Annotated in this window: 17 protein-coding genes; 9 read left to right on the top strand and 8 right to left on the bottom strand. The window is 59.6% G+C overall.

The features are described 5' to 3' along the window. Nucleotides 1-10: 10 nt before the first annotated feature. The 7 genes from nusA (at nucleotide 11) to KUIN1_RS21750 (ending at nucleotide 8894) form a co-directional block, all read left to right on the top strand. The gene (gene nusA, locus KUIN1_RS21785; RefSeq protein WP_003340582.1) at nucleotides 11-1492 is read left to right on the top strand and encodes a transcription termination factor NusA; all 1482 of its coding nucleotides are present in this window, start codon (nucleotides 11-13) and stop codon (nucleotides 1490-1492) included. A 27-nt stretch (nucleotides 1493-1519) separates the two neighbouring features. Continuing rightward, nucleotides 1520-4045: a translation initiation factor IF-2 gene (gene infB, locus KUIN1_RS21780; RefSeq protein ID WP_024639744.1), complete on the top strand. Its 2526-nt coding sequence runs from the start codon at nucleotides 1520-1522 to the stop codon at nucleotides 4043-4045. A 159-nt stretch (nucleotides 4046-4204) separates the two neighbouring features. Next, on the top strand, nucleotides 4205-4621 hold the full coding sequence (rbfA, locus tag KUIN1_RS21775; RefSeq protein ID WP_003340588.1) for a 30S ribosome-binding factor RbfA: 417 nt from the start codon (nucleotides 4205-4207) through the stop codon (nucleotides 4619-4621). 3 nt (nucleotides 4622-4624) lie between these two features. Further along, nucleotides 4625-5542, top strand: coding sequence for a tRNA pseudouridine(55) synthase TruB (gene truB / locus KUIN1_RS21770; RefSeq protein ID WP_003400189.1), 918 nt, complete (start codon nucleotides 4625-4627; stop codon nucleotides 5540-5542). Nucleotides 5543-5702: 160 nt separating this feature from the next. Then, nucleotides 5703-5972: a 30S ribosomal protein S15 gene (gene rpsO, locus KUIN1_RS21765; protein WP_002555121.1), complete on the top strand. Its 270-nt coding sequence runs from the start codon at nucleotides 5703-5705 to the stop codon at nucleotides 5970-5972. A 175-nt stretch (nucleotides 5973-6147) separates the two neighbouring features. Then, entirely contained in the window at nucleotides 6148-8253 is a 2106-nt protein-coding gene (pnp, locus tag KUIN1_RS21755) for a polyribonucleotide nucleotidyltransferase (RefSeq protein WP_024639743.1), read from the top strand. A 287-nt stretch (nucleotides 8254-8540) separates the two neighbouring features. Next, the gene (locus tag KUIN1_RS21750) at nucleotides 8541-8894 is read left to right on the top strand and encodes a BON domain-containing protein (protein WP_002555119.1); all 354 of its coding nucleotides are present in this window, start codon (nucleotides 8541-8543) and stop codon (nucleotides 8892-8894) included. A 148-nt stretch (nucleotides 8895-9042) separates the two neighbouring features. Here KUIN1_RS21750 and KUIN1_RS21745 read toward each other — a convergent pair whose 3' ends face one another. The 3 genes from KUIN1_RS21745 to KUIN1_RS21735 form a co-directional block, all read right to left on the bottom strand. Next, on the bottom strand, nucleotides 9043-9381 hold the full coding sequence (locus tag KUIN1_RS21745) for a DUF2845 domain-containing protein (protein ID WP_024639742.1): 339 nt from the start codon (nucleotides 9379-9381) through the stop codon (nucleotides 9043-9045). After that, nucleotides 9378-12362 carry a DUF748 domain-containing protein gene (locus KUIN1_RS21740; protein ID WP_172980070.1) on the bottom strand — a complete coding sequence of 995 codons (2985 nt, stop codon included), beginning with the start codon at nucleotides 12360-12362 and terminating at the stop codon, nucleotides 9378-9380. Before KUIN1_RS21740 ends, KUIN1_RS21745 begins: the two co-directional genes overlap by 4 nt. A 123-nt stretch (nucleotides 12363-12485) precedes the next feature. Next, the gene (locus KUIN1_RS21735) at nucleotides 12486-13502 is read right to left on the bottom strand and encodes a class I SAM-dependent rRNA methyltransferase (RefSeq protein ID WP_011268875.1); all 1017 of its coding nucleotides are present in this window, start codon (nucleotides 13500-13502) and stop codon (nucleotides 12486-12488) included. 157 nt (nucleotides 13503-13659) lie between these two features. On the opposite strand from KUIN1_RS21735, the gene KUIN1_RS21730 reads away from it, so the two are divergent. Next, a complete protein-coding gene (locus KUIN1_RS21730; protein ID WP_104724363.1) occupies nucleotides 13660-15243 on the top strand; it encodes an alkaline phosphatase D family protein in 1584 nt (527 codons plus the stop codon). 107 nt (nucleotides 15244-15350) lie between these two features. Beyond that, entirely contained in the window at nucleotides 15351-16292 is a 942-nt protein-coding gene (locus KUIN1_RS21725) for an AEC family transporter (protein ID WP_024639739.1), read from the top strand. On the opposite strand, the gene KUIN1_RS21720 is transcribed toward KUIN1_RS21725, so the two are convergent. From KUIN1_RS21720 to gatA, 5 genes are all read right to left on the bottom strand, one after another. Continuing rightward, the gene (locus KUIN1_RS21720) at nucleotides 16289-16672 is read right to left on the bottom strand and encodes a carboxymuconolactone decarboxylase family protein (protein WP_003400208.1); all 384 of its coding nucleotides are present in this window, start codon (nucleotides 16670-16672) and stop codon (nucleotides 16289-16291) included. The two genes, KUIN1_RS21725 and KUIN1_RS21720, sit on opposite strands and share 4 nt — an antisense overlap. A 33-nt stretch (nucleotides 16673-16705) precedes the next feature. Continuing rightward, complete coding sequence (locus KUIN1_RS21715) at nucleotides 16706-17737, bottom strand: calcium/sodium antiporter (RefSeq protein ID WP_011268872.1); 1032 nt, start codon at nucleotides 17735-17737, stop codon at nucleotides 16706-16708. Nucleotides 17738-17815: 78 nt separating this feature from the next. Further along, the gene (locus KUIN1_RS21710) at nucleotides 17816-18184 is read right to left on the bottom strand and encodes a septal ring lytic transglycosylase RlpA family protein (protein ID WP_024641676.1); all 369 of its coding nucleotides are present in this window, start codon (nucleotides 18182-18184) and stop codon (nucleotides 17816-17818) included. 378 nt (nucleotides 18185-18562) lie between these two features. Continuing rightward, nucleotides 18563-20008: an Asp-tRNA(Asn)/Glu-tRNA(Gln) amidotransferase subunit GatB gene (gene gatB, locus KUIN1_RS21700; RefSeq protein WP_003313612.1), complete on the bottom strand. Its 1446-nt coding sequence runs from the start codon at nucleotides 20006-20008 to the stop codon at nucleotides 18563-18565. Nucleotides 20009-20018: 10 nt separating this feature from the next. Next, nucleotides 20019-21470 (bottom strand): Asp-tRNA(Asn)/Glu-tRNA(Gln) amidotransferase subunit GatA, encoded by a 1452-nt coding sequence (gatA, locus tag KUIN1_RS21695; protein ID WP_152092284.1) that lies wholly within the window; start codon nucleotides 21468-21470, stop codon nucleotides 20019-20021. Between the last annotated feature and the right edge of the window lie 9 nt (nucleotides 21471-21479).

Here is a 21479-nt window from a genome sequence, read left to right as displayed (position 1 = left end):
GAGGCGTACGATGAGCAAAGAAGTACTGCTGGTTGTTGAGTCGGTGTCCAATGAAAAGGGCGTTCCGGCTAGTGTCATTTTTGAAGCGCTGGAGCTGGCTCTGGCCACCGCTACCAAGAAGCGTTTTGAAGATGAAGTAGAACTGCGTGTAGAGATCAATCGCCAGACAGGCAACTACGAGACTTTCCGTCGCTGGACAGTTGTCGAAGACGAAGATCTGGACGATCCTGCTTACGAATTGGCTGTTGATCAGGCCCAGGCGAAAAAGCCGGGTGCTGTTGCAGGCGACCTGATCGAAGAAAAAATCGATTCCATCGAATTCGGTCGTATCGCGGCGCAGACCGCCAAGCAAGTCATTGTGCAGAAAGTTCGCGAAGCCGAGCGTGCTCAGGTAGTCGATGCCTACCGCGAGCGTCTGGGTGAAATCATTTCTGGTACTGTTAAAAAGGTTACACGTGACAATGTCATCGTTGACCTGGGTAACAATGCCGAAGCCTTGCTGGCTCGTGAAGACATCATTTCCCGGGAAACTTTCCGGGTCGGTGTTCGCGTCCGTGCTCTGCTGAAGGAAATTCGCACCGAAAACCGTGGCCCTCAGCTGATCCTGTCGCGTACTGCGCCAGAGATGCTGATCGAGCTTTTCCGCATTGAAGTGCCGGAAATTGCCGAAGGTCTCATCGAGGTGATGGCTGCCTCCCGTGACCCGGGTTCTCGTGCGAAAATCGCTGTTCGCTCCAAGGATAAACGAATCGACCCGCAAGGTGCCTGTATCGGCATGCGCGGTTCGCGAGTTCAGGCTGTTTCCGGCGAGCTGGGTGGCGAGCGTGTGGATATCGTTCTTTGGGACGATAACCCGGCGCAGTTCGTGATCAATGCAATGTCCCCTGCAGAAGTAGCGGCAATCATCGTAGATGAAGACGCGCATGCAATGGATATCGCAGTGGGAGCGGACAACCTGGCCCAGGCTATTGGTCGTGGCGGTCAGAACGTGCGTCTGGCAAGTCAGCTGACTGGCTGGACCCTGAACGTAATGACCGAATCGGACATCCAGGCCAAGCAGCAAGCTGAAACCGGTGACATCCTGCGCAACTTCATCGAAGAGCTCGAAGTCGATGAAGAATTGGCACAGGTGCTGGTTGATGAAGGCTTCACCAGCCTGGAAGAGATTGCCTACGTACCGTTGGAAGAAATGCTCAACATCGACGGCTTTGACGAAGACATCGTCAACGAGCTTCGCGCTCGTGCCAAGGATCGTTTGTTGACTAAAGCCATCGCTACAGAGGAAAAGCTGGCAGACGCCCATCCGGCCGAAGACCTGCTCTCGCTTGAGGGTATGGACAAGGATTTGGCGATGGAACTGGCGGTGCGCGGCGTAATTACCCGCGAAGACCTGGCCGAGCAGTCTATAGATGACCTGCTCGACATCGACGGCATTGACGATGATCGTGCCGGCAAGTTGATCATGGCCGCCCGAGCCCACTGGTTCGAGTAATTGGGCGCGGCCTGAGGAGAGAAGTGCATGACGCAAGTCACGGTGAAAGAACTGGCCAAAGTGGTCGACACACCGGTAGAGCGCCTGTTACAGCAGATGCGTGAGGCAGGTCTGCCGCACACCGCCGCCGAGCAAGTTGTGACCGATAACGAAAAACAAGCCTTGTTGACGCACCTGAAAAGCGGTCACAAGGCCAAGGTGGAAGAGCCTCGCAAGATTACCTTGCAGCGCAAGACCACCAGCACCCTGCGCGTTGCTGGCAGCAAGAGCATCAGCGTTGAAGTGCGCAAGAAGAAAGTCTTTGTGCAGCGTAGCCCGGAAGAGATCGAAGCCGAGCGCAAGCGCGAGATGGATGAACGCCGTGCGGTAGAAAACGCCGCCCGTCAAAAGGCTGAAGAAGAAGCCAAGCGTCGCGCTGAAGAAGATGCGCGCAGCCAGCCTGCTGCCAGCCAGTCGGCTCCGGCTGCTGCCGAGCCTGTTGCCGCCGCCGAGCCTGTGCGCGAAGCAGCGCCAGCCGCTGCTCCGGCACCGGCCAGCGCCGCGCCTTCTGCCGATGCTCGCAAGCGTGACGAACAGCGTCGCCCTGACAAGCCTCGTGCTGACGACCGCAACGCCCGTGGCGGCGACGGCGAGCGTAAAAACGCTCCGCATCGCGCTTCGGTCAAGGAGAAGGCTCCGGCCCCTCGCGTTGCTCCTCGCACTACCGACGAGGAAAGCGACAGCTTCCGTCGTGGTGGTCGTGGCAAGGGCAAGCTGAAGAAGCGTAACGCGCATGGTTTCCAGAGCCCTACCGGCCCGGTCATCCGTGACGTTGCCATTGGCGAGACCATCACTGTCGGCGAATTGTCGGCACAGATGTCGGTCAAGGCCGCTGAAGTCATCAAGTTCATGTTCAAGATGGGCACCCCGGTGACCATCAACCAGGTACTGGATCAGGAAACTGCCCAGTTGATCGCTGAAGAGTTGGGCCACAAGGTCACGCTGGTCAGCGACAACGCTCTGGAAGATTCCCTGGCTGAATCGCTGAAGTTCGAAGGTGAGTCGTTCTCCCGTGCACCGGTTGTGACCGTAATGGGCCACGTCGACCATGGTAAGACCTCGCTGCTCGACTACATCCGTCGTGCCAAGGTTGCAGCTGGCGAAGCCGGCGGCATCACCCAGCACATCGGTGCCTACCACGTTGAAACCGAGCGCGGCATGGTCACGTTCCTCGACACCCCGGGTCACGCCGCGTTTACCGCCATGCGTGCTCGTGGTGCCAAGGCAACGGATATCGTGATTCTGGTTGTTGCAGCTGACGATGGCGTGATGCCTCAGACCATCGAAGCTGTTCAGCACGCTGTCGCGGCTGGCGTTCCGCTGGTTGTTGCGGTGAACAAGATCGACAAGCCTGGTGCTGACCTCGATCGTATCCGCAGCGAGCTGTCGGTCCATGGCGTGACGTCCGAAGAGTGGGGCGGTGATACGCCTTTCGTTTCGGTCTCCGCGAAGATGGGTACTGGCGTCGACGAATTGCTGGAAGCTGTTCTGCTGCAGGCCGAAGTTCTGGAACTCAAGGCAACCCCGTCGGCCCCTGGTCGTGGTGTTGTTGTCGAGTCCCGTCTGGACAAGGGTCGTGGCCCGGTCGCTACTGTTCTGGTTCAGGACGGTACGCTGCGTCAGGGCGACATGGTGCTGGTCGGTTCGAACTTCGGCCGCATCCGCGCCATGCTCGACGAGAACGGCAAGCCGGTCAAAGAAGCAGGTCCTTCGATTCCGGTCGAGATCCTGGGTCTTGACGGTACACCGGACGCTGGCGACGAGATGAGCGTGCTGTCGGACGAGAAGAAAGCCCGTGAAGTGGCTCTGTTCCGTCAAGGCAAGTTCCGCGAAGTCAAACTGGCCCGTGCTCACGCTGGCAAGCTGGAAAACATCTTCGAGAACATGGGTCAGGCAGAGAAGAAGACGCTCAATATCGTCCTCAAATCTGACGTACGCGGTTCCCTCGAGGCGTTGAACGGCGCCTTGAACGGTCTGGGTAACGACGAAGTGCAAGTGCGCGTGGTCGGTGGCGGTGTCGGTGGTATCACCGAGAGCGACGCCAACCTGGCACTGGCCTCCAACGCTGTACTGTTCGGCTTCAACGTGCGTGCCGATGCCGGCGCGCGCAAGATCGTCGAGCAGGAAGGTCTGGACATGCGTTACTACAACGTGATCTACGACATCATCGAAGACGTCAAGAAAGCCCTCACCGGCATGCTTGGCAGCGACGTCCGGGAGAATATCCTGGGTATCGCCGAAGTCCGCGATGTGTTCCGCTCGCCGAAATTCGGCGCGATCGCAGGGTGTATGGTTCTGGAAGGCACTGTCTACCGTAACCGTCCGATTCGTGTTCTGCGCGAAGACATCGTTATCTTTGAAGGCGAGCTGGAATCCCTGCGCCGCTTCAAGGACGACGCTGCCGAAGTACGTGCAGGCATGGAATGCGGTATCGGCGTCAAGAGCTACAACGACGTCAAGGTCGGTGACAAGATCGAAGTCTTCGAGAAGGTCCAAGTGGCTCGCAGCCTCTAAATCGCGAGCTTCAGGAGTCATGGTGGGAGCCTCGCATGCAAATGCCCTGCTTTCCCCATGGGCTCTAAACGCAACGCCCGGTCTGGCAATTGTCAGGCCGGGCGTTTGCCGCTTTCAGACTGTCAGGGTTTGGTCCCGGATCAGTAACAGGTAACAAGCATGGCAAAAGAATACAGCCGTACCCAACGTATCGGCGATCAGATGCAGCGCGAACTGGCGCAGCTGATCCGTCGCGAAATCAAGGACCCACGCGTGGGTCTGGTCACCATCACCGCCGTAGACGTCAGCCGTGACGTGGGTCATGCGAAGATTTTCATGACCGTCATGGGCCAGGACAGCGCCGAAGAAATCGCGCAGACCATCAAGGTGCTCAACGCTGCCGCAGGTTTCCTGCGTATGCAGCTGGCCCGTGAAATGAAGCTGCGCAGCGTGCCTCAACTGCATTTCCACTATGACGAAAGCGTCGTGCGTGGCGCGCATCTCTCAGCGCTGATCGAGCGTGCCGTGGCAGAAGACGGTCAGCATCAGGAAGGCCCTGCATCGGCGGATGCAAAGCCTGAAAGTACCGAGGAATAAAGAGTGGCTCAGGTCAAGCGTATACGCCGCAATGTCAGCGGGATCATCCTGCTCGACAAGCCGCTGGGTTTCACTTCCAACGCCGCTCTGCAAAAGGTTCGCTGGCTGCTCAATGCCGAGAAAGCCGGGCACACCGGCAGCCTCGATCCTCTGGCAACGGGCGTTCTGCCGTTGTGTTTTGGTGAAGCGACCAAGTTCTCTCAGTACCTGCTCGATTCGGACAAGTCCTACGAGACCCTGGCGCAACTGGGCAAGACCACTACCACTGCCGACTCTGAAGGCGAGGTTTTGCTCACGCGTCCGGTGACCGTTGGTCGCGACGATATCGAAGCGGCTCTGCCGCATTTTCGCGGACAAATCAGCCAGATACCTCCCATGTACTCGGCCCTCAAGCGTGATGGCCAGCCACTTTACAAGCTGGCACGTGCAGGGGAAGTAGTGGAGCGCGAGCCCCGTTCTGTTACTATTGCGCGCCTGGAATTACTTGCTTGCGAAGGTGACACAGCACGTCTGTCCGTCGATTGCAGCAAAGGCACCTATATCCGCACGCTGGTCGAGGATATCGGTGAGAAGCTTGGTTGTGGTGCTTACGTCGCAGAGCTGCGTCGTACCCAGGCCGGGCCTTTCACGCTGGCTCAGACAGTGACGCTGGAAGAGCTCGAGCAGGTGCATGCCGACGGCGGCAATGAAGCGGTTGACCGTTTCCTCATGCCATCGGACAGCGGTCTGCTGGACTGGCCGCTGTTGAAGTTTTCGGAACACAGTTCGTTTTACTGGTTGCATGGTCAGCCAGTACGCGCGCCGGACGCACCGAAATTCGGTATGGTTCGCGTGCAGGATCACGAAGGTCGCTTCATCGGTATCGGTGAAGTCGCCGAAGACGGGCGCATTGCGCCGCGTCGCCTGATTCGGTCAGAGTGACCGAAACCAGTCCAGCCGCCGGCTTGCCGGCGAGTGGGGTGGAACGAGGATGGCTGTCAACAGGCACGGTCATACCTCATTTTTTTAATACGAGGATCTGTCCTCGGCCTGTTGGAAACGTTTCTCCGGAAACGCTTCCTTGCACAAAAGGATTGCCCACATGGCACTCAGCGTTGAAGAAAAAGCTCAGATCGTAACCGACTACCAGCAAGCTGTTGGTGATACTGGTTCGCCAGAAGTGCAAGTTGCACTGCTGACCGCCAACATCAACAAACTGCAAGGCCACTTCAAGGCCAACGGTAAGGACCACCACTCGCGTCGTGGTCTGATCCGTATGGTAAACCAGCGTCGCAAGCTGCTGGATTACCTGAAAGGTAAGGACGTTAGCCGTTACAGCGCCCTGATCGGTCGTCTGGGTCTGCGTCGCTAATAACGACGTTGCTAGAGGTTGGTTGTCTGTCACGATCCGTCGGGTTTGCCCGGTGGTTCTGGCAGGCTCCCAGCCTCAAGTTTTATCTGGGCTGTGGAAGGGGCCGATTCCCCACGCTGCCCAAGAATTCGCAAGAAACCAGTTCCCCAAGAGCCACAAAGAAAGGTAGGAAACCGTGAACCCGGTAATCAAAAAGTTTCAGTTCGGTCAATCGACCGTAACCCTCGAGACAGGCCGTATCGCCCGTCAAGCCTCTGGTGCAGTATTGGTCACCGTTGACGACGACGTCAGCGTACTCGTGACTGTGGTCGGCGCCAAACAGGCTGACGCTGGCAAAGGCTTCTTCCCTCTGTCCGTGCACTATCAGGAAAAAACCTACGCTGCCGGCAAGATTCCTGGTGGTTTCTTCAAGCGTGAAGGCCGTCCTTCCGAGAAAGAAACCCTGACTTCGCGCCTGATCGACCGTCCGATCCGCCCGTTGTTTCCAGAAGGCTTCATGAACGAAGTGCAGGTCGTCTGCACCGTCGTCTCTACCAGCAAGAAAATCGATCCGGACATCGCTGCGATGATCGGTACCTCGGCTGCCCTGGCCATCTCCGGTATCCCGTTTGACGGTCCGGTCGGTGCTGCCCGCGTTGCTTTCCACGAAAGCACCGGCTACCTGTTGAACCCGACTTACGAGCAGCTGCAGGCTTCGAGCCTGGACATGGTCGTTGCCGGTACTTCCGAAGCCGTTCTGATGGTCGAGTCGGAAGCCAAAGAGCTGACCGAAGACCAGATGCTGGGCGCCGTGCTGTTCGCGCATGACGAGTTCCAGGTCGTGATCAACGCCATCAAGGAACTGGCTGCCGAAGCCGCCAAGCCTACCTGGGACTGGCAGCCAAAGCCTGAAGCGACTGCACTGCTGGGCGCTATCCGTGCCGAGTTCGGCGACGCGATCTCCCAGGCTTACACCATCACCGTCAAAGCCGACCGCTATGCGCGTCTGGGCGAACTGAAAGATCAGGTCGTTGCCAAGCTCGCTGTCGAAGACGGCAGCCCGTCTGCCAGCGAAGTCAAAGCGGCTTTCGGCGAAATCGAATACCGCACCGTTCGCGAAAACATCGTTAACGGCAAGCCGCGTATCGATGGCCGTGACACGCGCACCGTTCGTCCTCTGAACATCGAAGTCGGCGTTCTGCCGAAGACTCACGGTTCGGCACTGTTCACCCGTGGCGAAACTCAGGCGCTGGTCGTTGCCACGCTGGGTACTGCACGTGACGCACAGCTGCTCGATACCCTCGAAGGCGAGAAAAAAGACCCCTTCATGCTGCACTACAACTTCCCTCCGTTCTCGGTGGGCGAGTGTGGTCGCATGGGCGGCGCAGGTCGTCGTGAAATCGGTCACGGCCGTCTGGCCCGTCGCAGTGTCCAGGCCATGCTGCCAGGCGCTGACGTGTTCCCGTACACCATCCGTGTCGTTTCGGAAATCACCGAGTCCAACGGCTCCAGCTCCATGGCTTCGGTCTGCGGTGCTTCCCTGGCTCTGATGGACGCTGGTGTGCCGATGAAGGCGCCGGTTGCCGGTATCGCCATGGGTCTGGTCAAGGAAGGCGAGAAGTTCGCCATTCTGACCGACATCCTGGGTGACGAAGACCACCTGGGCGACATGGACTTCAAGGTAGCCGGTACCTCCAAAGGTGTTACCGCGCTGCAGATGGACATCAAGATCAAAGGCATCACCGAAGAGATCATGGAGATCGCCCTGGGCCAGGCCCTGGAAGCTCGCCTGAATATCCTCGGCCAGATGAACCAGATCATCGGTCAGTCGCGTAATGAACTGTCGGCCAACGCTCCGACCATGATCGCGATGAAGATCGACACCGACAAGATCCGTGACGTGATCGGCAAGGGCGGCGCAACCATCCGTGCCATCTGCGAAGAGACCAAGGCTTCGATCGACATCGAAGACGACGGCTCGATCAAGATCTTCGGCGAGTCCAAGGAAGCGGCTGAGGCAGCACGTCAGCGCGTTCTGGGCATCACCGCAGAAGCAGAAATCGGCAAGATCTACGTCGGTAAGGTTGAGCGCATCGTCGATTTCGGCGCATTCGTCAACATCCTGCCGGGCAAGGATGGTCTGGTTCACATCTCGATGCTGAGCGATGCTCGCGTAGAGAAAGTGACCGACATCCTCAAGGAAGGTCAGGAGGTCGAAGTACTGGTACTGGACGTGGACAATCGCGGCCGTATCAAGCTGTCGATCAAGGACGTAGCCGCAGCGAAAGCGTCGGGCGTCTGATTGATCTGAGCGGCATGTAAAAAAGGACTCTTCGGAGTCCTTTTTTATGAGCGCAATTAAAGGCTTACACATGGAGCATGCAAACTGCTCGGTGCAAACATGCATCTTGCAACCCCGGGTTTGAGCGAACGGGCAATCTGCACGACTCAGCAAAATAGAGAAAAACATAAGCTATTGATTATAAAGGTTATTTTGACTGTCTCATTTTTGGCACACCGCTTGCGATACACCTGTTAACCCTGCCACCACATGCTGGTGCAGATTTTGAGAAAAACAGGAGTTATCGTATGAAGAAGTTCGCTATTGCCGCTGCTACCGCTACTGCCCTGACTCTGACCATGGCCAATGCTGCTTTCGCACAGACCTCGGCCCAAGCGCCAATGGTTCTGGCAGCTAACACCACTACTCAAGAAGTCAAAGAAGATACTTCTGACACTTGGATCACCACCAAAGTCAAAGCTGACCTGCTGACCGAAAAAGGCATCCCAGGTTCGGACATCAAGGTTGAGACCAACAAAGGCGTGGTTTCCCTGTCCTCCATGGTAAAAGTTACCGAAGCTCAGAAAAACACCGCCGTCGCCATCACCAAGAAAATCAAAGGTGTTAAAGACGTATCGGCTGCTGGCCTGAAAGCCGAGTAATCGAATACTGCTCATGAACAGCCGCAGTCATTGATTGATGGAAGGTTCATGCGAGGCTACAAGGATGTAGCCATTAAAGGCCCCGACTGAAGAGTTGGGGCCTTTTCTATGGGTTGACGAAACAGATGAAGGGCAGGGAAGCAGGGGATCAGTTGCGGCGTTTGCTCTCGATGCCCACCAGGCGCCCGCCTTCGAAGCGCAGGTACTGATACATGCCGTTATCAGGACCGTATATCCACTCCTCGATCCTCACGGCTTCGGACCTTCGATAATTGCTATTGAAGGTTTCCTGAGTGCCGAGCACCTCCTGGCTGACCGGTTCGCCGCATTTCTGTTGGACTTCGAACGCCCGGTCACCGGTGCTGACCAGCTGGCTGCCGCAACGCAGGGTTGAGCTGGCATATGCCGAGGCGACAATTGACCCGGCCATGGCGGCGAGGGTCAGGTTGATCAGTCGTTTGATCCGGGTGTGTGCCAAAGGCTTCATTCGCTGTCGAGGTGCAGAGGGCTGATGACTTTACCATCCGGTTGGGCCTGGCCCAGACGGGCATCGACGAAGTACACGCGAGCGTCTTCGAGCTTGCCCTTGTCCACCAGGTAATCCTTGATGCTACTGGCTCTGCTCTGGCCCAGTTCGCGCAGCAGCACCTCATTGCTGCTCCAGAACTTGAGCACGGCGGCACGCATCTGGGCAGCACGTTGCTCCTTGCCCAGACTGGCCCATTCAGCGAGCGGTTGCTGTTTCAGGCGTGTCCTGTAGATACCCTCGAGCATAGGCGCCTTTTCCTCTTCCGGGACCTGTACCAAGCCAGCCCTGGCTGGAACCTTGTCGCCACGTCGCTGGAGGATCTTGTAATACGTGTACTGGTATTCGCGTTCCAGCCTTTGCTGGGCGATCAATGGACCGTCACTGCTGGCGGCGCTTGTGCCTTCGATCTCCAGCTTCAGGTCCGGACGCTCCTTGAGCGCTACCGAGAGCTTGTCCAGGGCATTTTGCGCCTCTGCCGACAAGTCACTGGTGCCTGGCGCGAAACTTACACTGCCGAGGTCCTCGGAGCTTCCACCGGCGACCAGCCCGCCGAGCATCTTGAACGGTGCCTGTGCGGCACGTAGCACCAGATTGCGCAGGGTCTGCCAGACAATCGGCATGACGCTGAACTGCGGGTTGTTCAGGTCGCCTTCGATGGGCAGCTCAAGGGAAATACGCCCTTTGGTATCCTTGAGCAGCGCGACCGCCAGACGAATAGGCAGGTCCAGCGCATCCGGGCTGTCGACCCGCTCACCCAGTTGCAGTTGCTCCACCAGCACCTTGTTCTGGGCCTTGAGCTGGCCCTTGGTGATCAGGTAGTGCAGGTCGAGATTGAGCCGGCCCTTGCGGATCCGGAAACCTGCGAACTTGCCGGAGTAGGGAGTCAGGTTGGTCAGCTCGACGCGCTTGAAGCTGGTGGTGATATCCAGGCTGGCCATCGGGTCGAACGGGTTGAGGCTGCCCTTGATGGTCACCGGCGCATAGCGGTCGACCTTGCCCTCGATGTTCACCGGGGCCGGTGTAGGCTTGCGGTTGTCGATGGTGCCGATACGACCGTTGAGCTGCTGCACGGCGGTGGCGAAGTTGGGGGTCAGGGTCATGTCGGCAAAGTTTGCCGAGCCATCGTTGATATTCACTTCACCCACGTAGATCGCCAGCGGGTTTTCCTTCTTGCCTGCGGCTTGGGTTCTGGCTGCCTTAGGCTGGCCGGCGCTCTTGCCAGCGGCTGCGTCGGCTGGCTGCGGGATCAACAGATCGTCGATGTTAGTGGTCCGGTCCTCATTGATCATGAAGCGTGCGTAAGGCTGATCCATGTTCACTTTGGCAATCGACAGGCCCTTGCCGTGCTGGTAGTCCAGCCCCTCCAGCGCCAGTTGCTGCCACTTCAGGAAGTCGCGCTGTTTGAGCGTATCCAGCGTGTGCAACTGATTGACCTGTGCTTTACCGGTGATGCTGAACGCCAGTGGCTCGGTGCTTTTCAGGTCGACCGCCAGATCGCTGCCGAGCATGCCGCTGCGCAGCTCCAGACGAATGAACGGGCTGATGTAGGCCTGGGCGAGGCGCAGGTCGATGTCGCGGGTGGTTACGTTGAGTCGTGCGCTGACCGGATTGAGGTTCACGTCACCGGCGGCAGTGAGATTGCCCTGTTTGCCCAGCCCGGTATCCAGCTTGAGCGTGAAAGGCGCCTTGTTCAGGCTGTCGAAATTCTGGATGTCCAGATTCAGCGGGCCAACGTCCAGCGCGACCGGCTCTTGAGGCACGCGATCTGCCAGATGGACCATGTAGTTGCGCAATTGCACATCCCGCAACAGGACCTGCCAGGGTTTGCTCTGCGCCACGGGTTGAGCGCTGACTTTGGCTGAGGCCTCGGTGGCAGGCGCCGGCTCGGCGGCTTTTTCGTCCACGGCCGGGGTGTGCGGCGCTGCGGGCTTGCCCGGTTGGCTGGCGAACAGTTTTTGCCAGTCCAGTTGCCCGTCGGCTTCACGCGCGGCCCAGGTTTCCAGTTTCTGGCTGCGGATCTTGCCTACGGTAACCAGCTGCTTTGCCAGGTCGACCGATGTTTCGCTGACGTCCAGGCGTTGCAGACGTACCAGGGGGCGACCGTCGGGAGCGTTGAGCGCGAACGGCGCAACACTGGCCGAGACGTTGGTCAACTTCAGCTCGGTTTCCCTGGACAGGTTCAATGTGTAGGCCGTGCTGAAATTCAGCACGCCGTCCTCGAGCGCCAGTGGCAAGGCATCGCGCACATAAGGCCACCACAGTTTCATCTTGCTGTCGGCGACTTTCAACGTGCCCTCGGAGGTGATCGGGATCAGGCTGATACGGCCGACCCAGTCGATCTGCCCACCGTCCGGACCCGCCGCGACCAGGGTCATGTCGGCATTGTCTTCAGGCAGGGTGCTGAGGTTCTTGAGCTCGAAATCCAGCGCGTCGTAGAGAAACTCGATGGGCTGGCTGGGGCGCAAGTCCTGGAAGTGAACATAGCCTCCCGCCAGTTTGATTTCGTCGATACGCAGCGGGAATGGCTTGCTGGCGGGTTGGTCCTGTGTCGGTTCGCTGGCGGGCAGCTTGAACAGCTGCGCCAGATTGAGCTTGCCCTGTTTGTCGAACAGCAGTTCGGCGCGCGGTTTGATCAGCTCGACGCGTTGCAGGTGCAGGGCCCGCGTCCACAGGCTGTTGATTTGCAGATTGGCATAAAGCTTTTCAAACGCCACCTGCTCCTTGCCTGGCGTGCCGATGTTCAGGCCCCAGAGTGTCAGCTCCAGGGTGAAGGGGTTGAACTCCAGGCGTTCGAGCTTTGCCGGCACCGTGGCGTAATTGGCCAGTTGCTGGTTGGCGATCCGCAGAGCGACGCCGGGAAGAATGAAAAACCCCAGCAAACTGTAGAGCGCGATCACAGCCAGCAGGGAGCCGAGTGTGCGTTTCAATCCTCTGGACATGGGCAGCGGCGTCTCTCTCTTTTGGAAGCCCTTGGAGTATGGCATGCCTGTTCGGTTCCCAAGGCACTGCCGTCGCGGCTTGTAGGAATTTTCCGGTTGCGCTTGACGATATCAGGCGTCGAATCAGAGTTGCAGAATCAGCGTTTTCAGCGGTGGTTGATTATCCTGAGACGGGAAGTCTGCGGCGGGACGCATCTCCTGGCAGTCGCGCACCGGACGCCCGGCCTTGGTGGCGCAGCGCAGCACCTGCTCGCGCCAGTCCTGCATGCTGACTTTCGCCAGATTGTTGCAGCAGATCAGCACGCCATCGTCTGCCGTGGTCAACAGCGCAGGTTTGAGCAGGCTCTGATAGTCGCGCAGCAAATCAACGGTGCCGAACGCGCTCTTGGCCCAGGCCGGTGGATCGAGCAGGACCAGATCATATTGGCGCTGTTGCAGTTTCACGTAGCTGGGCAATTGCTGGCTGCGGCGCGCAGCAATGGGCAACCCGGCCAACTGGCGGATCGCCGGAAAATAATCCGACTGGATGAATTGCATGGGTGGTAGTTGCGGGTTGAGCGCACCATTCTCGCGACCCACCGCCAGATTGCCCTCGGCGAAATCGAGATTGCACACTTCACTCGCGCCACCGGCCGCCGCACTCAGGCCGACGCCGCAGGTGTAGGCGAACAGGTTCAGCACGCTTTTGCCGGCGCTGTGCTGCTTGACCCAGCCGCGGGTGTTGCGCAGGTCCAGAAACAACAGCGGGTCCTGGCCTGCATGCCGACCGCGGACCCGGTAATTGAGCCCCCATTCGTGGCCGACATGATCGGCCAGAGCCGCGTCTTCAGCCTTGTACACGGTGTCGTGGCGATCGACGCGCGAGTTGCCTTGCGAGCGATCGTTATAGACCAGCAGGGTGTCCAGGCCCAGGCGCGTGTTGACCTGTTCATGCAGCGCCAGCAGGGCATCGCGATCCAGGCGGGTGTGAAAGCTCTGTACCAGCAATTGCGGGCCGTAGCGGTCGATGGTCAGCCCGCTGGCACCCTCCTGGCTGCCGTGAAACAGTCGATAGCAGTCCGTGCCCTGTCCATGCAATTGGTCAAGCAACGCCTGGCGATTGTCGAGGGCGACGCTGAGCGCCTGATTCAAGGAAGACATGCTGAGCGCCTCGGGCTGGAATAAGGCGCGGGAGTTTACCAGTTACCGGGCGCCGGGGGTTTTTGGCGTCTGCCATGCGCTTGATCTCCTGCGTTGTCATACAGCGCCAATATTCCCCTGCTACGGTGCTTTTTTGCCTGTCAGCGAGGGGATAACCGTGAGCCAGTTCGATCTCAAGCGTCGCCGTGTCATCCAGGCCGTCGGAACGGTAGGTGCCGGTCTGCTGTTACCGGGTGTTGCACCGGCGGTCATCGCCTCGGTGCAGGATCGTCCGAAGATGATGGATGGCGTGCAGTCCGGCGATGTGTTCGGTGACAAGGCGATCGTCTGGAGCCGCAGCGACCGGCCTTCGCGCATGGTCGTCGAGTGGGACACGCGCAGCATGTTCACCCAGCCACGCCGCGTGGTGTCGGCGCTGGCCGATCAGCGTACCGATTTCACTGCGCGGGTCGAGTTGAGCGGGCTGCCTGTCGATCAGGCGATTTTCTACCGGGTGTCTTTCGAGGATGCGCAGAGCGGTGTCGCCGGTGAGCCGTGGTTCGGTCATTTGCGCAGCACACCGCAGCAGCGCCGCGACATCCGCTTCGTCTGGAGCGGCGACACGGTAGGGCAGGGCTTTGGCATCAACCCCGATATTGGCGGCATGCGTATCTACGAAGCCATGCGTTTGCGCTTGCCGGACTTTTTTATCCACAGCGGTGACACCATCTACGCCGACAGCCCGGTGCCGGAGCAGCTCACCACGGAGGGCGGGCGCGTCTGGCGCAACATCACCACCGAGGCGAAGAGCAAGGTGGCGGAGACCCTCGACGAATACCGGGGCAATTACCGCTACAACCTGATGGATGAAAACCTGCGCCGCTTCAACGCCGAAGTGCCGCAGATCTGGCAGTGGGACGATCACGAAGTGACCAACAACTGGTCACCCAGCAAACAGCTCGATGATCGCTACAAGGTCAAGGACATCGGCCTGCTGTCCTCGCGTGCCCGCCAGGCTTATCTGGAATACGCGCCGCTGCGCTTGCAGGAAGCCGACAATGGCGGGCGCATTTATCGCAAGATCCCCTACGGTCCGATGCTCGACGTTTTCGTCCTCGATATGCGCAGCTACCGCGCCGGCAACGATGCCAACCTGGCCGACAAGTCGGGTGCGACCACCGCATTCATGGGCCGTGAGCAACTGGACTGGCTCAAGCGTGAGCTCAATGCATCGCGCGCGCAGTGGAAAGTCATCGCGGCGGACATGCCCATTGGCCTGGGCGTGCCGGATGGCGAGGTCAGCCCCGGCGTACCGCGTTGGGAGGCCATCGCCAACGGCAATGACGGTCCGGCGTTGGGGCGTGAGTTGGAGGTCGCCGAATTGCTGGCGTACCTGCGCGCGCAGAAGATTCGCGATTGCGTCTGGCTGACGGCCGATGTGCATTACTGCGCCGCACATCATTACCAGCCGGATCTGGCCGTGTTTCAGGACTTCGACCCGTTCTGGGAGTTCGTCGCCGGGCCATTGAACGCCGGTAGCTATGGTCCCAACGTGCTGGACAAGACCTTTGGTCCCGAGCTGGTGTTCCAGAAAGCGCCGCCTGCGCAGAACACCTCGCCGTTCGCGGGTTTTCAGTTTTTTGGTGAAGTGAATATCGACGGGCAGACCGGTGAGATGACCGTGGCGCTGCGCGATCTGGACGGGGTCTCGGTCTTCGAGCGCAAGCTCCAGCCTGTGAAGGAAGTCAGCCGCATCGTCTGATAAACAACAGACGCGGCGCGGTGATCAGGGTTTCGGAAATTCCGTGCAACATGCTCGTCCTCGGTGGCCTATCATGAGCTACCTAACGACGGGACCGGATGCGTTGCATGCTGGCTATTTTTCTCGAAACCCTGAACATCACCGCCCCGGTGTTTGCCATGCTGTTTCTGGGCGTGTTCCTCAGGCGTATCGGCGCGATCAATGATGGCTTCATCGTTGCGGCTTCCGGGCTGGTGTTCAACGTCACCATGCCTGCGCTGCTGTTTCTGGGCATTATTCACGCCGACCTGCGCACCGCCCTGCAGCCCAAGCTGCTGATTTTTTTCAGCATCGCTACGCTCCTGAGTTTTGCATTCGCCTGGTGCTGGGCGATCTGGCGTTGCCCGCACGAAGAGCGCGGGATCTACGTCCAGGGCGCGTTTCGTGGCAATAACGGGGTCATCGGTCTGGCCCTGGCGGCCAGCATGTACGGGCCTGATGGCATTTCACTGGGCGCGATTCTCGCCGCGCTGGTCATCGTCTTCTACAACACGTTATCGACGGTGGTATTGGCGGTTTACAGCCCGGTGATCAAGTCCGATCCCTGGAGCATCTTCAAAAGCGTGCTGGCCAACCCGCTGATCATCAGTGTGATCATCGCCTCACCCTTCGCTTACTTCGCCATCGGCCTGCCCAAATGGCTGGAAACCTCCGGCAGCTACCTGGCCCAGATGACCCTGCCGCTGGCACTGATCTGCATCGGTGGCACATTGTCGCTGGCGTCATTGCGCAAGAGTGGGAAACTGGCTGTCAGTGCCAGCGTCATGAAAATGATCACGCTGCCAGTGCTATGCACGCTGGCCGCCTGGCTGGCCGGTTTTCGCGGCGCTGAACTGGGGATTCTGTTCCTGTATTTCGGCAGCCCTACGGCGGCTGCCAGCTACATCATGGCGCGCACGGCCAACGGCAACTACGAGCTGGCTGCCGCGATCATTGTCATCACCACGCTGGCTGCCGCGGTCACGACCAACGTGGGGATTTTCATCCTGCAATGGGGCGGCTGGATCTAATCCGCTTTGACGTAGCTGTCGATCACTTCCTGCGCCGCACGAAACGCGTCGATGGCCGCTGGCACGCCGGCGTACACCGCGCAGTGCAGCAGCGCTTCGCGAATCTCCTCGACCGTGCAGCCATTGTTCAGTGCGCCACGAACGTGGCCCTTCAGTTCTTGCGGGCATTTCAGGGCGGTGAGAGTGGCCAGGGTGATCAGGCTGCGGGTTTTCAATGGCAGGCCCTCGCGACTCCAGACGCTGCCCCAGGCGTGCTCGTTGACGAAATCCTGCAGTGGCTGGCTGAACTCGGTGGCATTGCCCAGCGCGCGGTCGACGTAGACATCGCCCATCACCTGGCGACGGATCTGTTCGCCGTCACTGATCGTCTTGTCTGTCATGGCCTTGCTCCTTGTATCGATGCGGGGTGGAGGTCAGTGCTGGCGTCGCCAGGCGCGGATCGTGCCCCAGACAACCACAGCGCCCAGCACAGGTAACACCAGCGTGAGCATTTTGCTTTCAAGCCGTTCAGCCAGCGCCATACCGGTGCTGATCGACAGGATATGCAGCCCGTAGGTCAGGTACAACGACAGCAGAAACAGACCTTCCAGGCGGTCTATCCGGTAACCGGAATAGAACAGCGGCACGCACAGCAGCGACACACCGAGCATGATCGGCAGGTCGAATACCAGCGCATTTGGCGAGATCGTCAGCGGCACCGGGGCGACCAGTGCGGTCAGCCCCAGCACGCCCAGCAGATTGAACAGGTTGCTGCCGATCACGTTGCCCACGGCAATATCGCGCTCACCACGAAACGCTGCGATCAGCGAGGTCATCAGTGCCGGCAATGAGGTGCCGATGGCAATGATGGTCAGGCCGACGATGCGTTCGGACAGCCCAAGATGGATTGCAATCACCACTGACGCGTCGACCAGCAGGTGTCCGCCAGCGGTCAACAGCAGCAGGCCAGTGGCAAGCATGAGGATACGCGTGAAGGTACGAGGTTTTGCGGTTGTCTCGGCATGTCCGTGACGCGGCGCATGACCGCCCTGACGGATGATGACGATCAGGCAGAACAGCAACCCGGCGAGCAGCAGTGCGCCGTCAAGCTTGCTGAATTCGCCGCTCCACGACAGGCCGATAGCCAGCAGGCAGGCACCGATCATCAGCGGAATGTCGACATGCAACACCTGACGGGCAACGCGTAACGGAATGATCAGCGCGCACAGGCCCAGGATCACCAGTACATTGAAAATGTTACCGCCGATGACACTGCCCACCGCGATGTCGGTGTTATCGGCAAACGCGGCTTGCAGGCTTACTGCCATCTGCGGCGCGCTGGTGCCCATCGCCACGACGGTCAGGCCGACGATCAGTGGCCGGACCTTGAAAATCGCCGCCAGATGCACCGCTGCACGCACTGACAGTTCTGCCCCGATCAGCAGCAATAACAAGCCACTGAGCATCTGGATAAGTGCGGGGGCGGGCAGGGCCGATAGCTGGAGAATACGAGTGTCCTTGTTGGCGGTGATCGGGGGTTGGGTTTAATCCAGGGCCTGCACACGGACTGGCGCTGTCCCGCTGCGCAGCATACCCAGTTGTTCGGCCGCTTCGCGAGAGACATCGATCAGACGACCACGGGTGTGAGGGCCGCGATCGTTGACGCGCACGACTACCGACCTGTCGTTGTCGAGGTTGGTGACCTTGACGCGCGTGCCGAAGGGCAATTGGCGATGTGCAGCGGTCAGCGCGTTCTGATTGAACGGCTCGCCGCTGGCAGTGCGGTTGCCGTGATGGCGGGCGCCGTAATAGGCGGCGGTGCCGGTCTCGTCATAACCATGGGGGTCGATGATGTGATTGGCGCACCCTGCCAGTAACGTCAGCAGGCTGCAGGTAAAAATAAGGCGGCGCATGGGGTGGGTTCCTGAGTGCCGGAGTAGTTGTGGTTGACGCTCGTGCCAATCCTCCATGCTGGCATGCATTTCGTGACGCTTCGCGTCGCAACTCGGTGTTGCAGTGCGTACTCAACAGCGGACGCAGAGCGTCCAGAACTGCATTCCCACGCAGAGCGCTCATCGTTATACACAAGTCATGAAGAGCCCAGAAGGCGGGGTCTTTGACCCTAATCGCGATGTGAATAAAGACCTCTGTGGGAGTGAGCTTGCTCACGAAGACCTTGGTCCAAACGCCCTGTCTCTAGAGGCTGTACCGGCCTATTCGCGAGCAAGCTCGCTCCCACAAGACTCGTGTATAACGCTGATCGCATAGCGTGGGAACGAGAGTGACGAGGATCAGCCCTCCAGCTTGGCCTTCAGCAGTTCGTTGACCTGCTGCGGGTTGGCCTTGCCTTTGGAGGCTTTCATCGCCTGACCGACAAAGAAGCCGAACATCTTGCCGCGCTTGGCTTCATCGGCGGCGCGATACTGTTCGACCTGTTCCGCGTTGGCTGCCAGTACCTCGTCGAGCATCGATTCAATGGCGCCGCTGTCGGTGACCTGCTTCAGGCCGCGCTTTTCGATGACTTCATCGGCGCTGCCTTCACCATTGGCCATCGCCTCGAAGACCATTTTCGCGATCTTGCCGGAAATGGTGTTGTCGGTGATGCGCTTGAGCATGCCGCCCAACTGCTCGGCACTGACCGGCGACTGGTCGATTTCCAGGCCCTGCTTGTTGAGCAGGCTGCCCAGCTCGACCATGACCCAGTTGGCTGCCAGTTTGGCGTCACCGCTGATGCTCACCACCTGTTCGAAGTAATCAGCCTGCTCGCGGCTCGAAGCGAGTACGCTGGCGTCGTAGGTCGACAGGCCGAACTGGCTCTGGAAGCGTTCGCGTTTCTGCGGTGGCAGCTCCGGCAAGGTGGCGCGGGTTTCTTCGAGGAACGAGTCCTCGATGATCACCGGCAACAGATCCGGGTCGGGGAAGTAACGGTAGTCGTTGGCTTCCTCCTTGCTGCGCATGGCACGGGTTTCGTTGGTGTTCGGGTCATACAGGCGCGTCTGCTGGATAACCTTGCCACCGTCTTCGATCAGGTCGATCTGGCGCTGAATCTCGCTGTTGATCGCTTTTTCGATGAAGCGGAACGAGTTGACGTTCTTGATCTCGCAACGCGTGCCGAACTCGACCTGACCCTTGGGGCGAATCGATACGTTGCAGTCGCAGCGCAGCGAACCTTCGGCCATGTTGCCGTCACAGATGCCCAGGTAGCGGACAATCGCATGGATGGCCTTGACGTAAGCCACGGCTTCCTTGGCGTTGCGCATGTCCGGCTCGGAAACGATCTCCAGCAGCGGGGTGCCGGCACGGTTCAGGTCGATACCGGTCATGCCCTGGAAGTCTTCGTGCAGGCTCTTGCCCGCGTCCTCTTCCAGGTGCGCACGGGTGATGCCGATGCGCTTGACGGTGCCGTCTTCAAGGGGGATGTCCAGGTGGCCCTTGCCGACAATCGGCAGCTCCATCTGGCTGATCTGATAGCCCTTGGGCAGGTCCGGGTAGAAGTAGTTCTTGCGGGCAAACACGTTGTGCTGGCCGATTTCGGCGTTTACGGCCAGGCCGAACTTGACGGCCATGCGCACGGCTTCCTTGTTCAGCACCGGCAATACGCCGGGCATGCCCAGGTCGACGAGGCTGGCCTGCGTGTTGGGCTCGGAGCCGAACGTGGTCGCGCTACCGGAAAAAATCTTTGATTGGGTCGAAAGCTGGGTATGAATCTCCAGCCCGATGACGACTTCCCATTGCATGTGTTTCTCCTCAGAAGCCTTCAGGTGCGCGAGTGTGCCAGTCGGTGGCTTGCTGATACTGATGCGCCACATTCAAGAGGCGGCCTTCCTGGAAATACGGAGCGAGCAGCTGCACGCCGACCGGCAGGCCGTCGACGAAGCCCGCAGGCATGGACAAGCCGGGCAGGCCCGCCAGGTTGGCGGTGATGGTGTAGAAGTCTTCCAGGTATTCGGCAATCGGGTCGTGGGTCTTGGCGCCGATTTTCCAGGCCGGGTTGGGCGTGGTCGGACCGAGAATCACGTCGACATCGGCGAACGCGTTCATGAAATCGTTCTTGATCAGGCGACGGATTTTCTGCGCCTGCAGGTAGTAGGCGTCGTAGTAACCCGCCGACAGCGCGTAGGCGCCGACCATGATGCGTCGCTGCACTTCCGGGCCGAAGCCTTCGGCGCGCGAGCGCTTGTACAGGTCGGTCAGGTCTTTCGGGTCTTCGCAGCGGTAGCCGAAACGCACACCGTCGAAACGCGACAGGTTGGACGAGGCTTCAGCCGGGGCGATGACGTAGTAGGCCGGGATCGCGTGTTGCAGGTTCGGCAGGCTGACTTCCTTGACGATCGCGCCGAGTTTTTCCAGCTCCTTGACGCTTTCATGCACCAGTTGCGCGATGCGCGGGTCAAGGCCTGCGCTGAAATACTCTTTCGGCACACCGATACGCAGGCCCTTGAGCGAGGTATTGAGGCTGGCGGAGTAGTCCGGAACCGGTTCGTCGATGCTGGTGGAGTCCTGCGGGTCGAAACCGGCCATGCCTTGCAGCAGCAGCGCACAGTCTTCGGCCGTGCGTGCCATCGGCCCCGCCTGATCGAGGCTGGACGCGTAGGCAATCATGCCCCAGCGCGATACGCGGCCGTAGGTCGGCTTGAGGCCCGTGAGGTTGGTCAGTGCTGCAGGCTGGCGAATCGAGCCGCCGGTGTCGGTGCCGGTTGCGGCAGGCAACAGGCGTGCAGCGACCGCGGCTGCCGAACCACCCGAAGAGCCACCAGGGACGCATTCCAGGTTCCACGGGTTTTTCACCGCGCCGTAATGGCTGGATTCGTTGGCCGAACCCATGGCGAATTCGTCCATGTTGGTCTTGCCCAGCGTCACTGTGCCGGCCGATGCCAGACGCGACACGACCGTGGCGTCGTAGGGTGCCTTGAAATTGTCGAGCATCAGCGAGCCGCAACTGGTGCGGATGCCCTGGGTGCAGAACAGGTCCTTGTGGGCCAGCGGAGCACCGAGCAACGGGCCGTTTTCACCGGCGGCACGGCGCGCGTCTGCCGCCTGCGCCTGGGTGATGGCCAGGTCTTCGGTGAGGCTGATGAAGCTGTTGAGCTGCGGGTCGAGCGTCGCGATGCGCGACAGCAGAACACGAGTCAGCTCTTCGGAAGAAAACTTTTTATCGGCGAGTCCGCGAGCGATCTCGGCCAGAGTCATTTGGTGCATGCAGGCGCT

It is taken from the genome of Pseudomonas sp. KUIN-1, assembly GCF_009176725.1.
Taxonomy (GTDB): domain Bacteria; phylum Pseudomonadota; class Gammaproteobacteria; order Pseudomonadales; family Pseudomonadaceae; genus Aquipseudomonas; species Aquipseudomonas fragariae.
Note: the sequence above shows the minus strand (reverse complement) of the source record. Positions and strands in the feature narration are given on the sequence as shown.